This is a genomic window from Agrobacterium sp. CGMCC 11546 (assembly GCF_013365515.1).
Classification (GTDB): Bacteria; Pseudomonadota; Alphaproteobacteria; order Rhizobiales; family Rhizobiaceae; genus Agrobacterium; species Agrobacterium fabrum.
On record NZ_CP047387.1, the window covers coordinates 741,270 to 756,215 of the forward strand.

A 14,946-nucleotide genomic window follows, 5' to 3' on the forward strand; every position below is an offset into this window, starting at 1 on the left:
TCTTCTGCAAATACCAAAAGGCCGTTGTTATGCGTTGAGTGCATGGCAGCGGCCTTTTCCTGTCTCTGGTCGTTGATGGGGTTTGCGATTATCTTCCTTTCAGAAATTGAAAACGGAAAACGCGGCGTGCCGGTGGTCCTACACCGATGAGAAACGCCATTTCCAAACTGAAAGGACATGAAATCATGTTTACTCCGCTTCGCAAGATCGCCCGCGCCGTTCGTGGCAAGACCACCCAGGAACGCGAATTCGATTATCTCAGCGGCTCCGTGTCGAATGTCGACCTCGAGTTCCGCCAGCGCGAAATCGACCGCGGCCTGTTCCGCCGGTAATGCACTCAGCGCATGGCAGCCCTTCGCCATGCGTATGTGGTTCACGAGTTTCGCAGCCATTGTGACGCGGTCTCGTGCTCTGCCAGAAAAACAATGCGGATGCGCACCAACAAGCGCGCATCCATAACGGGAGCATCCTTCTTACTCCCGTTCCCCGGAACATTCCGGCTCAACACCGAAATGAAGCTGAGAAGAATGTCCGGCAAAAGTTCTTTGCCGTCTACCAACCTCTTGGCGCGGCCCGGGCGATGAAATAAACTGCACCCCATGTCATTTCGTCGCCGTGAACCCGTTGGTTTTTCAGAGAAGATTCGTGACCTCTTCTGGCCGCGCACGGGTTTTTCCCGTTCGCTGCGCTATATGAAGCTGCGTCTGCTCAGGCTTTCCGCTTCTCCCCATTCGGTTGCCGCCGGTGTCGCCATCGGTGTGGGCGTGGCGTGGACACCCTTTCTCGGCGTCCACATCGTCATCGCCATGGCGCTCGGTTTCCTCCTGCGCGTCAATCTCGTGGCAGCCGCGCTCGGCACCACCTTCGCCAATCCGCTGACATTTCCGTTTATCTGGGCATCCACCTGGGAACTGGGCCACTTCATCCTCGGCCGGCAGAAGACGGCAAGTGTGGCGCATGTGGATTTCGTCGCGCTGTTCAGCCATCTTGAATTCCGGCAGATATGGACGCCGGTTCTGGAGCCCATGACCATCGGCGCGTTGTTTCCCGCCGCCATCAGCGCTGTCATTACCTATATCGCCGTCTACGGCCTCATCAGCGGCTTCCAGCGGCGCAAGATGGAAAATCTCGCCCACCGCGCCGCCAATAAGAATGCTTCTCTGGAGATGTTGAAATGATCATTGGATTGGGCAGCGACCTGATCGACATCCGCCGCGTCGAAAAATCGATCGAACGTTTCGGCGAACGTTTCACCCATCGCTGTTTCACCGATATAGAGCGGGCGAAATCGGACGGCCGGAAAAACCGTGCCGCGTCTTATGCCAAACGTTTCGCCGCCAAGGAAGCCTGTTCCAAGGCGCTTGGAACCGGGCTTGCGAACGGCGTTTTCTGGAAGGATATGGGCGTCGTTAATCTGCCGGGCGGCAAACCGACGATGATCCTGACCAACGGGGCAGGGGAGAGGCTGGCGGCGATGCTGCCCGCCGGTCACCGCGCCAATATCCATCTGACGATCACGGACGACTTTCCCTATGCTCAGGCATTTGTGATCATCGAGGCGCTTCCCGTGAATGGGTGAGGCGCGCTGCCGCCGTAAAGGCGCTCTATTTGCAGAGGTGTCACAGAAGCGCTTCCCTTCGGGCTGGAAAGGTTCTAGAGAAGTCGCAGAAATATGAAAGCGTTGCCGGCTGCGTGAAACAGCATCACCCGCCGCAGGCGCGATAAGCAACGGCCCGGGAGCTTCTGAAATCGAAGGAGCCGGGGAACAATCAGGCAGGTCTATAAGTGTCCGAAAAAGCTGAGAAGAAGCAGAACGCCCTCTGGGAGAACGTCAAGGTCATCATTCAGGCGCTGCTGCTGGCAATGGTCATCCGCACCGTGCTGTTTCAGCCCTTCACGATCCCGTCAGGCTCGATGATGCCGACGCTTCTGGTTGGCGACTATCTGTTCGTCAACAAGTTCTCCTACGGCTATTCGAAATATTCGCTGCCCTTTTCGCCGAACCTCTTTTCCGGCCGCATCCTCGAATTCAGCAAGCCGAAGCGCGGCGATGTCGTGGTCTTCCGCCTGCCGCCCAATCCTGAAGTGGATTACATCAAGCGCTTGGTCGGCTTGCCCGGTGACCGCGTGCAGGTGACGAACGGCGTGCTGTTCATCAACGGCCAGCCGGTTCCGAAGCAGCCCGATGGCACCTTCACCTCCGATTACCGCGCCGATCCGGGCACCAATGTGCCGGTCTTCCGCGAAACGCTCGACAATGGCGTCACCTACGACACGCTCGACCAGTCGCCCGACTCGCGCGGCGACAACACTCGTGAATTCGTGGTGCCGGAAGGCCATTATTTCATGATGGGCGACAACAGAGACAATTCGCTCGACAGCCGTTTCGACGTCGGTTTCGTACCGGAAGAAAACCTGATCGGCCGCGCCAGCGTCATCTTCTTCTCGCTGGGCAACGACACGCCGTTCAGCCGCATTTGGGAATGGCCTGCCAACATGCGTTGGGACCGCCTGTTCAAGGTTGTGGGATGAGCAAGACCAAGCCGCTTTCCGCGGACGAAATTTCCCGTCTGGAAGCGTTGATCGGATATGAATTCAAGGAAAAGGCCCGGCTCGACCGGGCCTTGACCCATGCCAGCGCCCGTTCCGCCGCCGCCGGAAATTACGAGCGGCTCGAATTTCTAGGCGACCGCGTTCTCGGTCTCTGCGTCGCCGAACTGCTGTTTTCCACCTTCCGTAATGCCAGCGAAGGCGAATTGTCCGTCCGGCTGAACCAGCTTGTCAGCGCTGAATCCTGCGCCGCAATCGGCGACGAAATGGGCCTGCATAATTTCATTCGCACTGGATCAGATGTGAAGAAGCTGACCGGCAAGGCGATGCTGAACGTGCGCGCCGATGTGGTCGAAAGCCTGATCGCCACCATCTATCTGGATGGCGGGCTGGAAGCGTCGCGCAAATTCATTCTGAAATATTGGCAGGGCCGCGCAACCAGCGTGGATGCCGGGCGGCGTGACGCCAAGACCGAATTGCAGGAATGGGCGCATGCCCGATTTGCGGCGACGCCCGCTTACCGGGTTGACGATCGCTCCGGACCGGATCACGATCCCAGCTTCACCGTGACGGTGGAAATTCCCGGCGTGAAGCCGGAAACCGGCGTTGAGCGCTCCAAGCGCGCGGCCGAACAGGTGGCGGCAACCAGATTGCTGGAACGCGAAGGCGTCTGGCGGAAAAGCCCCACCGGAAACTGAGCACCCGACGACAGGGTGCTGCAACCGAGCGCATGGCGGACCCTTTGGCCGCATGTTGAATACCTCTGACCTTGATGGATATCATGACCGATCACGAAAATCCCGCCGTAACGGGCGAAGACAATGCCCTTCCGACCCGTTCCGGTTTCGTCGCCCTCATCGGCCCGACCAATGCCGGAAAATCGACGCTGGTGAACCGGCTGGTGGGCGCCAAAGTCTCGATCGTCAGCCACAAGGTGCAGACGACGCGCGCGGTCATGCGCGGCATCGCCATTCACAAGAATGCGCAGATCGTTTTCATGGACACGCCCGGCATCTTCAAGCCGCGCCGCAGGCTCGACCGCGCCATGGTCACTTCGGCTTGGGGTGGTGCGAAGGATGCGGATCTCATTCTGCTGCTGATCGACAGCGAGCGCGGCCTGAAGGGTGATGCCGAGGCCATTCTCGAAGGCCTGAAGGACGTTCCGCAGAAGAAAATCCTGTGCCTTAACAAGATCGACCAGGTGAAGCGCGAAGACCTTCTGAAGCTCGCCGCCGCCGCCAACGAAAAGGTCGCGTTCGACCGCACCTTCATGATTTCCGCCACCAACGGTTCGGGCTGCGAAGACCTGATGGATTATCTGGTGGAGACCCTGCCGGAAGGCCCGTGGTATTATCCGGAAGACCAGATTTCCGATCTGCCGATGCGCCAGCTCGCCGCCGAAATCACCCGCGAAAAACTCTTCCTGCGCCTGCATCAGGAACTGCCCTATGCCTCGCATGTCGAGACGGAAAAGTGGGAAGAGCGCAAGGACGGGTCCGTGCGCATCGAACAGGTGATCTATGTCGAGCGCGACAGCCAGAAGAAGATCGCGCTCGGCAAGAACGGCGATGCGATCAAGGCCATCTCCACCGCCTCGCGCAAGGAGCTGTCAGAAATCCTCGAGCAGCCGGTGCATCTCTTCCTGTTCGTGAAGGTGCGTGAGAACTGGGGCGACGACCCCGAGCGTTTCCGTGAAATGGGTCTCGAATTCCCGCGGGGTTAACGCACTCCCGGTTTTCTCCGGCACCTCATTCCTGTGACAAGCGCAGGAATGAGGTGGGAATATCTTCGTCTACCACCGGGAACCGAACACGTTCGGGCCGGTTGTTCCAAAACAATTGGGCGCAACCTTTTTTTGATGATGGATATTCATGTCGCCAAAAAAACCGAACGGAATTTCCACTACCCCGTGCCAGCAATGTCCCTTGCGCGACCTGCCGCATTTCCGGGACTTTTCCTCCTCCGAACTCGATTTTGTTTCCCGTTTCAAGACGGGGGAACTCGCAGTGGAAAGCGGCTCCGTCATTCTGATGGAGGGCTCACACAGCGCTCATCTTTATACTGTCCTGCATGGCTGGGCTTTCCGATACAAGACGCTGGAGGACGGGCGCCGACAGATCCTCAATTATGTGATGCCGGGCGACCTTGTTGGCCTTCAGGGCACGGTGATGGGGGAAATGGAGCACTCCGTCGAAGCGCTGTCGCCGGTCACGCTCTGCGTCTTCGAGCGCTCCCGCCTCAACAATCTCTTCACTGATCACCCAACGCTCGCATTTGACCTGACGTGGATTGCGGCAAGCGAAGAACGCATGCTCGACAATCACCTCCTCAGCATCGGGCGTCGCACTGCCATCGAACGTGCCGCCTATCTCATTGCCTTCCTTTATCGCAAGGCCAAAGCAGCCAATTTGCTGCCTGGTGAAACACCGATCCCCGTCACCCAGCAGCATGTCGCCGACACACTCGGTCTTTCGATCGTCCACACCAATAAGACGTTGAGAAAGCTGGTCGATCGCGGCCTCATTCGCTGGATTGACAAGGGTTGCCTGGTGCTGGACGAGGCAGGCTTGAGCCATGTGGCGGGCTGGGAAAGCGACGAAAAGCGGCAAAGGCCGTTCATCTGATTGTTTTACGACATGTCTTTTTTAAATGACGGTGAGGCCGCAATTTGCGACTGCTGTGATCATATCTCCCGCGAGAATTATACTGGAGACTGCTTTTTTTAGCCATGCGGTCTCGTCATTAGGATGAAAAAATTATGGTGCCACAACGGGTTATCGTCGTTGAGGATGAATATCTGGTGGCGCTTGATGTTGAAGCGGTTCTCCAGTCCATGGGTGTCGAATCGATCATCATCGCCACGACGCTTGCGCAGGCAAGACAGGTCGTTGAACAGGACGGCGCCGATTGCGTGCTTCTCGATGTCAGCCTTTCCGACGGCAAGAGCTACGATTTTGCGCGCCAGCTGCGGATGGCGGGAATTCCCTTCGGTTTCGTCAGCGGTTACGGCGACACGACGGGGTTTCCCGATGATCTCTTGCATTCGCCTTTGCTCGGCAAGCCCTTCGGGGAAACGGAAATCATGGATTTTGTTCTCAAACTCGTCGGCATGCCGCGCGACGCCGTAAAAGAATAACGTTTCGCCGCCAGATCGGTTATGATCGGGCTTGAATCGAAATTCGGACAGGTTTCATGCAGTGGCAGGATGAGGCGATCATTCTCGGCGTTAAACGCCATGGCGAGACGAGTGTCATCGCCGAGGTGATGACCCCTTCGCGCGGCCGCCATCTGGGCATGGTGCGCTCCGGCCGATCCCGCACCATGCAGCCGGTGCTGCAGGCCGGAAACCGGGTGGATGTCATCTGGCGCGCCCGCCTGCACGATCATCTCGGTGAATTCCGTATCGAACCGCTGCAATTGCGCGCAGGACAGCTGATGGAGACGGCAACAGCCGTATATGGCGTGCAGGCCATGGGCGCTTTGCTTCGGCTTCTGCCGGAGCGTGATCCGCATCCGCATCTTTACCAGGCGCTCGATGTCATTCTCGACAATCTCCACGATCCCGTCGATGCCGGCGAACTGTTCGTGCGCTTCGAACTGGCGGTGCTGAACGATCTCGGTTTCGGCCTCGACCTCAGCGAATGTGCGGCGACGGGGCTGCGCAGCGATCTCATCTATGTCTCGCCAAAGACGGGCAGGGCGGTCTGCCGCACGGCGGGCGCGCCCTATGCGGCAAGGATGCTTGCGCTTCCCGCCTTTCTCGGCGAAGGACAGTCGACGGCCGCCGATCCCGAAAGCCTCGCGGCGGCGTTCCGGCTGACCGACCATTTCCTCCACCGGCATGTTTACGATCCGCGCGGCCTCAATGAAAACGCCGCCCGCGACGGTTTCGTGCAGGCGGCGCTGAAGGCGCTGGAGCGAAAGGCTGAGCCGCCCGCTCTCGATAAAGCGGTCTAGAGCATTTCCAGGAAAAGTGGACCCCGGTTTTCCGTCAGGAAATGCGCTCCAGTCTCATGCCATTGCTGGCCGTGGTGCCGGCCGCTCCTGAATGGGCCAGTGCACAATGGCCGCAAAAATCCCCATGCCAACGCCGAGCCACCAGACGATATCGTAGGTGCCGAACCGGTCATAAAGGAAGCCACCCAGCCAGACGCCGAGGAACGAGCCGATCTGGTGGGTGAGGAAAACCACGCCGCCCAGCATGCCGAGGTGACGGGTGCCGAACATGATCGCCACCAGCGCATTGGTGGGCGGCACGGTGGAAAGCCACAGAATGCCCATGAAGGAGGCGAAGAGGATGACCGAAAGCGGCGATTGCGGCAGCAGCAGGAAGGCCGTGACCACGACCGAGCGGGCAATATAGATATAGGCGAGCAGATAGGGTTTCGAATAACGCTGGGCGATAACCCCGGCGGCGAGCGACCCGATGATGTTGAAGAAGCCGATCAGCGCCATGGCGATGACCGCGTAACGTGGTTCGATGCCGATATCGCCGAGATAGGCCGGGAAATGCGCTGTTATGAAGGCCACCTGAAAACCGCAGACGAAGAAACCGGTGGTCAGAAGCAGATAGCTCTTGTGGCCAAGCGCCTCCTTCAGCGCTTCGCCCACCGTCTGCTGGAACTGCGCCTGCGACTGGCTGCCGGAAGAGGAATTACCGCGCATCGGCCATGCCAGCAGCGGAACGAGCACCATCATGGCAGCCAGCCAGACGAGACTGTCCGACCAGCCATAGGCGGAAATAAGCCCCTGGCTGATGGGTGCAAACAGGAACATGCCGGCCGAACCCGCCGCCGTACCGATGCCGAAGGCAAGTGAGCGCTGCTGCGGCGTGACGTGGCGCGCGAAGGCGGAAAGAATGACGCTGAAGGAACCGGCGGCAATGCCAAGCCCGACAAGCACGCCGCCGCCAAAATGCAGCCAGAAGGGCGAGGTGCCGAAGGACATGCAGACGAGACCCGCGGCATAAAGAATGCCTGACAGAACGAGCACGCGGCCCGTGCCGTATTTATCCGCAATCGCGCCGAAGAACGGCTGGCCAAGACCCCAGAACAGGTTCTGCAAAGCCATGGCAAGACCGAAGGTGGAACGATCCCAGCCGGTATCGGCAAGCATCGGTAACTGGAAGAACCCCATGGCCGATCGGGGACCGAAGGTCATGACCGCAATCAGCGACCCGGCTGCGATGATCAGCCAGGGCATGGTCTGGCGTGTGGCTTGCGACATGAACATTCCCCCATCGCAGCGCGCACCCAAAAAGAAGGGCCATGGCTTGCTGCGGATTCCTCTATGATGGGATGAATATTATCTTTTGTCAGGCTGTCCCACTAGCGACTTTTGTTGACGGCCATTATTCATGGCATTGATGGAATACGGTCGGAGCGACGACGATGAAACAGAATATCTACGACGACGCAGGATTTTTCGAACGTTATAGCGCCATGCCGCGTTCCATCGAGGGTTTGCGCCAGGCCGGCGAATGGCATGAGCTGCGCGCCATGTTGCCGGACCTGAAAGGCAGGTCTTTTCTCGATCTCGGTTGCGGTTTCGGCTGGCATTGTCGTTATGCGGCGGAGCAGGGGGCGGCCCGCATTGTCGGCGTCGATCTCTCGGAAAACATGCTGCGCCGCGCTGCCGAAATCAATGGCGGGCCGGGCATCGATTATCGCCGGGCGGCGATCGAAGACATCGATTTTCCGCAGGAGAGTTTCGACGTGGTGCTGAGTTCGCTAGCGCTCCATTACGTCCGTGATCTCGACGCGGCATTCGCAAAGATTTTCGCTGTGCTGAAGGCGGGCGGCGATTTCGTGTTTTCCATTGAGCATCCGGTCTTCACGGCGCTGGAAAAACAGGACTGGTTTTATGGCGAGGGTGGCGAAATCCTGCACTGGCCGCTCGACAACTACCAGAGCGAGGGCGTGCGCCACTCCAACTGGATGGCGGATGATGTGGTCAAATATCACCGCACCGTGTCAGGCATTCTCAATGGCTTGCTGTCTGCCGGTTTTGCCCTTGCGCAGCTGGCGGAACCACGGCCTGATCCGGCTTTGATGGCCGAGCGGCCAGAACTGAAGCACGAGGATCGCCGCCCGATCTTTCTGATTGTCGGGGCGAAGAAGCCGTGACTTGAGACTACGCATCGCATTTGCGAGTGTGAAACAATGATGGAGATCGGCGGGTCCGGCTCGGAGCTGGTTGTTGATCGATGACAGTAGCGCGCTCCTCCTCATCCCTGTGCTCGTCACAGGGATCCAGCCAGCCCAAGTCCTTGGGCTGAAAAGAGTCTCTCCGCCGCGCCGCCGCGCGTCGGCTGGATTCCTGTGACGAGCACAGGAATGAGGGAGAGAGGGTGTGCCATCTATGAGAACATGGAGCCTGCTGCGGGTCCCGTTAGAACCAAGCCGCCGGCCTACCGCCGCTTGATCGCCCAGCCCTCCGGCCGTTCCTCGACCACTCTTGCTACATCGCCGACGGACAGCCTGCCTTCTCCGCGCGGCGTCACATTCCAGCCGAACAGTGGACCCGGCACGCGCCGGTCGCCGGACATGCGAATGCGGCCCATGGCTTTCATGGGGGAGGGCACGTCGCGGGAGCCGGTCATCTGGTCCTGCGTGGTCATGATGCAGCGGGCGCAGGGTTTGACGAGATCGAAACGAATGCCGCCGATCTCGATGGCAGCCCAGCGGTCCTCCGCCCAGGCCTCTTCCGTCTCCAGCACGATATTCGGCCGGAACCGCTCCATGCCCACGGCGTCTTCGCCATTTCCGCGCATGTTGTCGTTGAGTGCGGCAAGCGAGGCGGTGGTGGTGACGAGGATCTGGTAGCCATCCGCAAAGGTGACGGGTGTCTCATTGCCCGTCCATTCAAGGCTTGCGATGCGTTTTGCGGCATCGTCAAAGAATACCAGCTTCACCTCGCGCCCAAGCCAGGCCGAGAGTGTGTCGTTGGTTTCATCATCGGCGATATTGGCGCTGACGATTGATTTCCACACCGCCACATCCATACGCTGCCCGGAGGGTCTTGCGAAAATCTCGCCGCTCCTCTCGCGCGAAAGCGCCATGCCGCCATCCTCATGCCGCGCCAGCACGGTGGCGATGGCGGGCAACTCGCGCTGGGTGATGAAATGGCCGGAAGGGTCGGTCAGCATGGCGCGGCGGTCTCCCGGCAGGCCTTCGGCCGAAACGGCGCTTTCCTTAAGCGCAATGCCGCGCGCGCTCTTCAGCGGATAGATGTTGAGTTCGGTCACGCGCATCTTCGATATCCTCAAATCTCGTCGAGAAACAGGTCGAGCACCTGTTTCAGCCGCTCATGCCGGGCTTTGGCCATCTGCCGCCCGGTTTCGGTGCGGAAGCCATCGGCCAGTTTGAACAGCTTTGTTTCGAAATGGTCGATGGCAAAGGCGCGGTCGTCAAGCGGTCGCTCCTTCGCCAGCGGATCGGCCGGATCGTAAAGCGCCGAGCCCATGCGCCCGGCAATATAAAAGCAGCGGGCCGCCCCCACCATGCCGATGGCATCCAGCCGGTCGGCATCCTGAAGGATTTTTGCCTCCAGTGTCTGCGGCTCGATATTGGCGGAAAAGCTGTGGGTGGTGATGGCATGCGCGGCGGCTTCGATATCCTGCTTCTGCCAGCCAAGCCCGGCCAGAATGCCTGATGCTTTTTCCGCCGCAAGCCTTGAGGCCTGTGCCCGCAAAGGTGAGTTCTTCTCCACCGCGACGCAATCATGCAGCAGCACGCTTGCCGCGAGCACATTGCCATCGCCGCCTTCGCCCGCATGGATGCGCATGGCGTTGCGGAAGACGCGGTGAATATGGGCAAGGTCGTGCGAGCCGTCGCCGGTATCGGCGGCGTGCGGTATCAGCTCCTGCGCAAGCGCCGCATGGGGCGCGAAAGCCTCGGCCGCGATCATGCCTGCGGCTTCCGGGTCAGGATTTTCTGGTAGAACAGGCCGATACCGATCAGCACCGCACCGAGGCCGATGAAGGACAGGGCTCTCAGCACACCTTCAAGGTTGCTCATGTCGATGAGGAAGGCCTTGGCAACTGAGATCAGCACGAAGGCGGCTGATGCCAGACGCAGGCTGCGGGCATTAAAGCGCGAACCGAGCACGAGCAGCAACACGCCGATCAGCAACCAGACCACCGAATAGCTATAGGTCTCGCCCTGCATAAAGCCTTTCCAGTCGGCGATGTTCTCGCCCTGCCAGAAACGGCGCACCGAAAGCGTCGCCCAGGCAAAACCGAGCGCCGCACCCGCCACCGCCAGCATGCTGACATAGGGCGGGGGACGTTTCCTCCGCGCATAATAGGCAAGGCCGCCATAGGCGAGCGCCGGCAACAGGTAACCGATCAGCAGCAGGTTGAGGACTGGTATGCGGCCGGTATTTTCGCCGGTGAAATAGGGGTTGAGCGTGAAGAAATGCATCGTCAGCACGTTGATGACGGCGATAACGCCGGCAATCATCGAACCGTAACGGAAGACGGGGCTGGGGCTCTTGAGATCAAGCGTCATCAGCACGCCCGAAAAACCGATGGTCAGCAGCGTGTAGATCGATTGTTCGCCGAGCGTCGGCACGCTGTTGTCAAGTGTGCCGCCATTCATCGCGTGGCGGATGAGGATGGCGACTGCCAGAAGGCCCATGACGCTGGCAATCGCCTGCAGGAAGTTCTTGGCTCTGACCCCCGGCCAGTCGCGCAGCAGCCAGGCAGAGGCGACGGCCAACAGTGCCGGAATGCCATAACCTGGCAGAAGCGCGTTGAAGACGGGTGTGGTGCCGAGATTTTGCGGCCCGACGATGGTGGGTTCCCAGGCGATGCGGCCGAGAACGGCAACGCTTGCCACCGCCATCACCCAGGGCAGCACCTCCCAGTTACGCTTGCGGCTTGCCAGCACATAGAGGAAGCCGATGACGGAAAGCAGCACGGTTGTCGCAAGCCCTTCCGTCAGCGTGTGCAGGCTGAGCGCGAAGGCAGCGAAGGAACCGAGCACGAGAATGTTGAGCGATTTGCGATAGGCCTCATCGTTCTGCCGGTGCAGCCATTCGGCACCTGCAAGCAGCACGAAGCCAAGCCCGAGACCGTAGGCAGCGTGCAGCCAGTCTCGGCCGAGATTGCCATATTCGACGAAGCTTGCCGTGGCGAGCCAGACCGGGAAAAGTGCTGCGATACCGGCCCAGAGCTGGGCGAAATCCGCATCTTCGGCGCCCTTGCGTTTGAGGAAGGAGAAGGCACACAGCACCAGGATCACGCCGAGGCCGAGCGCCATGGCGATTTCCGCGGTGTAGCCTGTTCCGACGGGCGGAAGCGTTACGCCGGTATCATTGATGAGACCGATGAAGTCGATGCCCTGCCGTGACATCAGCGACACCGCAGTCTGGGCGCCGAGCGCGGCGATGATCGCGGGCCAGACAGCATAGTGGCGGGCGGCGCCAAGGGCGGCAAGTGCAGCGATGAGCGCCGAAACGATCAGGGCCGGATGGGTGTCGACGCTGCCCTCCGCAAAGAGGAAGCCGATGGCCGGCAGGATCACGGCCATGGATACCGTGAGATTGATGGCGAGCGACGGGCGCAGCAGAAGCCGCATGATGCGGACCGCGCGCCGCTCGGGAGCTGCGGTTTCGGCTGCTTCTGCGGGCGGGGTGTCGAGCTGCTTTCCGGGCCACAGGAAGATCGTGCCGGCCAGCATGACGAGCAGGGCAAGCGTCGGCGGTTCGGCACTGATCGTATCGGAAAAACCGATATAACCCAGCGCCCAGAGACCGATGCCGGCATTGGCAAGCGATGGAACGGCGGTCCAGCCCTGCCGGCGCGCTGCTGCTGCGGTCGCCAGCCACGAGATCGTCAGGAACACGAAAAGCGCCCAGATATTTGGCGTTTCGCTGGAAATCAGCGCCGGAGTCAGCATCGAACCGAGAAGGCCGAGACCGGCCAGCGCCTGTCCGTGCAGAAGCGATAGTCCGATGGTGGCAAAGGCGACAAGCCCAAGCAGGATGAAAGCCGTTCCAGATCCGATATAATCGTAAATGCCATAGGCCGCGTAGACCACGCCGAACAGCGTCAATGCGCCGGCTGCCGTCAGCACGCCCGGTATCATCGCGTTGGAATAGGCGGTGGCAATGCCCGGCACCGCCTTGCGGCGGATCGCCTCGCCGGCAAGCCCGAGGAAAAGACCGAAAATGGCGGCGAGCGAAAGCCTGACCGCCGGGCTCAAGAGCCCCGATTCGATCGAATATTTGACGAGGAAAATGCCGCCAAGCGCCAGCGCCAGACCGCCCGCCCAGACCGCCCAACGGGCGCCGAGCAGGCTTTCAAAGCTCTCCTTCGCTGCCGGTGTTTCGACAATCGCCGCGGCAGGCGCAGGCTGTGCTTCTTCGCGTGCGACTTCTTCCGGTGCTGCCGGGGCTACCGTTTCGCCGAGCTCGGATGCTTCTTCAGCTTGGAAGGCTGTTGCTTCCGGTGCGGCTTCGCTTTCCGCTTCCGCTGAGAAATCCGGTTTTTCCGCTGCTTCCGCGCCCTCTGCCTGCGTCATCACGGGAGAGACACCCGCGGCCATCAGCCGCTTGAGGCTGTGAACCTCCCGTTCCAGAGACTTGATTCGGCCTGAGTTGCGGATGCTCGCGACCAGCGTGTAGATGAAGGCCGCGACGAGGGCGAGGATAAACAGCGGGATTTCCAAACGGACTCTCCAATTACGAAGCTGTTTTTAAAGCCCTTTTGGTGAATTTATGCAAGGCCCGGTTGATGGAGGTGTGGGTAACGGGGAGAGCGAGCGAGTGCCACTCGTGGGTGACACCCTAACCGCCTCGTATCAGGAAGCATCCGCCAGCCAGCGCCGTGCCGCTTCGATATCGGGAAGCCCCAATTCGTGTCCATCCTCGACCGTTTCCAACTCAGCCCTCGCGCCGCTTGCCGCAAGTCTGCCTTGCAGCTCGCTTGCCCCATCGCGGTATTTGTCGCGTTCTCCCGCAACGAGCACGAAATTGCGGCCGGAAAGATCGCTCTGCGGCCATGTTTCAAGAACCGGCATCGGGCGGTAGAGCAGGGCGTCGCCGGCAAGCTCCGGATAAAGCGCGGCAAAGGCCGCATAGAAGTTCGCGCCATTGGAATGGCCGATGAACCGCAGTTTCGAGCGATCGAGACCATAGGCGCGGATTGCCCCTTCCACGAAGGCGGCAAAGGCCTCCGCTTCCAAGAGGATATCCTTCTGGTCGAAGCTGAAATCGGGGAAGCGCCGGAACCAGCGGGCGATGTCTTCTTCCGTGCTGCGTCCGCGCACGCCGAGAAGGGTAGCGCCGGGGGCCGCCCGGTGCGCCAGCGGCATCAGGCTCGTTTCGCTGCCGCCGGAACCGTGCAGCAGGATGATGGTGCTGCCGTCAGGCTCCTCCGGCGTGTAGAAACGGTGCACGAAGGGCAGGTCGCGATAAACGATCCGCTCTTCGCCCGGCATCGCAAATTGCGGCAGGGCAACGCGTACATCCGCTTCATCCTTCATGAACAGCGGTGGAATGAACAGTTCTTCGCCAAGCGTCGCCAGCGGCTCGTCCACCGTCATGCCGGGCGCATCGGTCGCCATTTCAATCAGCACGCCGCCCGGTTCGCGGACGTAGAGCGAGTGGAAATATTTCCGGTCATGGGCATTGGTGGTGCTGGAATTCAGCGATTTCAAGCCGGTGAGAACCGTGTTCAGCTCATCCATGTCCTTCGCACGGAAGGCGATGTGGTCGACCGTGCCGGTGCCGGGCGCGCTGGACCAGAAGCCGGTCGCGTCGCGCACATCGATGATGTCGCCGCTATCGGAAACGAGCCGGCGGATCGCGCCCGCCTGGCTTTCCTGCCGGTAACCGAAGTGTTTTTCCAGAAACGCCACGGTTTCTTCCGGCACCTCGCTCAGCATGGTTGCGCCATAGATTCGGCGAATGGCATCTTCGGCGGAGATATCGGCCGTCACATGCGGCGTCGCATCGGCAAAGGCATGGGTGCCAACCAGCTTGACAATCAGGCCATCGGGGTCTTTCAACCGAAGGACGGGCGCGCCGAATTCATCCGACGGTCCCCCGGCGCGCAGGCCGAATTTCAGCGCCCGTGTCAGCCAGAATCCGATCGCCGCGGGATCGATCGCCACGGAAATTTCCAGCGTCTGCCCGTAACCGACGCGGCCTTGGCCGCCATCTTCCCAGACCAGAAAGGTCAATAGCGAGCCGGGAGAGCCAATATCGTCGCCGTAAAGCAGGTGCAGCTGCATGGCGTCTTCGAAGCCGGCCGTGCGCTTGACCAGCCGCAGCCCCAGAAAGCCGGCGTAAAAATCCACATTCGCCTGCACCTTCCGGGTGATCATGGTGATGTGGTGTATGCCAAGTGCAGAATTCATGTTGCCGTCCCGCCGTTTCGCCTGCTGTTTG

At 60.3% G+C, this 14,946-nt stretch carries 15 protein-coding genes; 10 read left to right on the forward strand and 5 right to left on the reverse strand.

Annotated elements, in window-relative coordinates; genetic code table 11:
• The first annotated feature begins 185 nt into the window (after positions 1 to 185).
• The 9 genes from GSF67_RS03755 to recO all read left to right on the forward strand — a co-directional run bounded on the left by GSF67_RS03755 (position 186) and on the right by recO (position 6,507).
• Positions 186 to 332, forward strand: a complete 147-nt coding sequence (locus GSF67_RS03755; RefSeq protein WP_035214828.1) for a hypothetical protein — start codon at positions 186 to 188, stop codon at positions 330 to 332.
• A gap of 267 nt (positions 333 to 599) precedes the next feature.
• The gene (locus GSF67_RS03760) at positions 600 to 1,178 is read left to right on the forward strand and encodes a DUF2062 domain-containing protein (protein WP_006311533.1); all 579 of its coding nucleotides are present in this window, start codon (positions 600 to 602) and stop codon (positions 1,176 to 1,178) included.
• On the forward strand, positions 1,175 to 1,579 hold the full coding sequence (gene acpS / locus GSF67_RS03765; protein WP_006311535.1) for a holo-ACP synthase: 405 nt from the start codon (positions 1,175 to 1,177) through the stop codon (positions 1,577 to 1,579). Before GSF67_RS03760 ends, acpS begins: the two co-directional genes overlap by 4 nt.
• A gap of 206 nt (positions 1,580 to 1,785) precedes the next feature.
• A complete protein-coding gene (gene lepB / locus GSF67_RS03770) occupies positions 1,786 to 2,532 on the forward strand; it encodes a signal peptidase I (RefSeq protein WP_006311536.1) in 747 nt (248 codons plus the stop codon).
• Positions 2,529 to 3,248 carry a ribonuclease III gene (gene rnc / locus GSF67_RS03775; protein WP_006311537.1) on the forward strand — a complete coding sequence of 240 codons (720 nt, stop codon included), beginning with the start codon at positions 2,529 to 2,531 and terminating at the stop codon, positions 3,246 to 3,248. The genes lepB and rnc overlap by 4 nt, the downstream gene beginning before the upstream one ends.
• Before the next feature lie 74 nt (positions 3,249 to 3,322).
• Positions 3,323 to 4,273: a GTPase Era gene (gene era / locus GSF67_RS03780; protein ID WP_006311538.1), complete on the forward strand. Its 951-nt coding sequence runs from the start codon at positions 3,323 to 3,325 to the stop codon at positions 4,271 to 4,273.
• Positions 4,274 to 4,421: 148 nt separating this feature from the next.
• The gene (locus tag GSF67_RS03785) at positions 4,422 to 5,174 is read left to right on the forward strand and encodes a Crp/Fnr family transcriptional regulator (RefSeq protein WP_006311539.1); all 753 of its coding nucleotides are present in this window, start codon (positions 4,422 to 4,424) and stop codon (positions 5,172 to 5,174) included.
• 134 nt (positions 5,175 to 5,308) lie between these two features.
• Entirely contained in the window at positions 5,309 to 5,686 is a 378-nt protein-coding gene (locus GSF67_RS03790; protein WP_006311540.1) for a response regulator, read from the forward strand.
• 56 nt (positions 5,687 to 5,742) lie between these two features.
• On the forward strand, positions 5,743 to 6,507 hold the full coding sequence (recO, locus tag GSF67_RS03795) for a DNA repair protein RecO (protein ID WP_006311541.1): 765 nt from the start codon (positions 5,743 to 5,745) through the stop codon (positions 6,505 to 6,507).
• A 54-nt stretch (positions 6,508 to 6,561) separates the two neighbouring features.
• Here the strand turns inward: recO and GSF67_RS03800 are convergent, their stop codons facing one another.
• Positions 6,562 to 7,776, reverse strand: coding sequence for an MFS transporter (locus GSF67_RS03800; RefSeq protein WP_035214829.1), 1,215 nt, complete (start codon positions 7,774 to 7,776; stop codon positions 6,562 to 6,564).
• A gap of 164 nt (positions 7,777 to 7,940) precedes the next feature.
• On the opposite strand from GSF67_RS03800, the gene GSF67_RS03805 reads away from it, so the two are divergent.
• Entirely contained in the window at positions 7,941 to 8,675 is a 735-nt protein-coding gene (locus GSF67_RS03805) for a bifunctional 2-polyprenyl-6-hydroxyphenol methylase/3-demethylubiquinol 3-O-methyltransferase UbiG (protein WP_006311543.1), read from the forward strand.
• 284 nt (positions 8,676 to 8,959) lie between these two features.
• Here the strand turns inward: GSF67_RS03805 and GSF67_RS03810 are convergent, their stop codons facing one another.
• The 4 genes from GSF67_RS03810 to GSF67_RS03825 all read right to left on the reverse strand — a co-directional run bounded on the left by GSF67_RS03810 (position 8,960) and on the right by GSF67_RS03825 (position 14,915).
• Positions 8,960 to 9,802 (reverse strand): MOSC domain-containing protein, encoded by an 843-nt coding sequence (locus tag GSF67_RS03810; protein ID WP_006311561.1) that lies wholly within the window; start codon positions 9,800 to 9,802, stop codon positions 8,960 to 8,962.
• An 11-nt stretch (positions 9,803 to 9,813) separates the two neighbouring features.
• Positions 9,814 to 10,458, reverse strand: coding sequence for an HD domain-containing protein (locus GSF67_RS03815; protein ID WP_006311560.1), 645 nt, complete (start codon positions 10,456 to 10,458; stop codon positions 9,814 to 9,816).
• The gene (locus GSF67_RS03820) at positions 10,455 to 13,223 is read right to left on the reverse strand and encodes a DUF2339 domain-containing protein (RefSeq protein ID WP_006311559.1); all 2,769 of its coding nucleotides are present in this window, start codon (positions 13,221 to 13,223) and stop codon (positions 10,455 to 10,457) included. The genes GSF67_RS03815 and GSF67_RS03820 overlap by 4 nt, the downstream gene beginning before the upstream one ends.
• A 132-nt stretch (positions 13,224 to 13,355) precedes the next feature.
• The gene (locus GSF67_RS03825; protein ID WP_006311558.1) at positions 13,356 to 14,915 is read right to left on the reverse strand and encodes a VOC family protein; all 1,560 of its coding nucleotides are present in this window, start codon (positions 14,913 to 14,915) and stop codon (positions 13,356 to 13,358) included.
• Positions 14,916 to 14,946 lie beyond the last annotated feature (31 nt).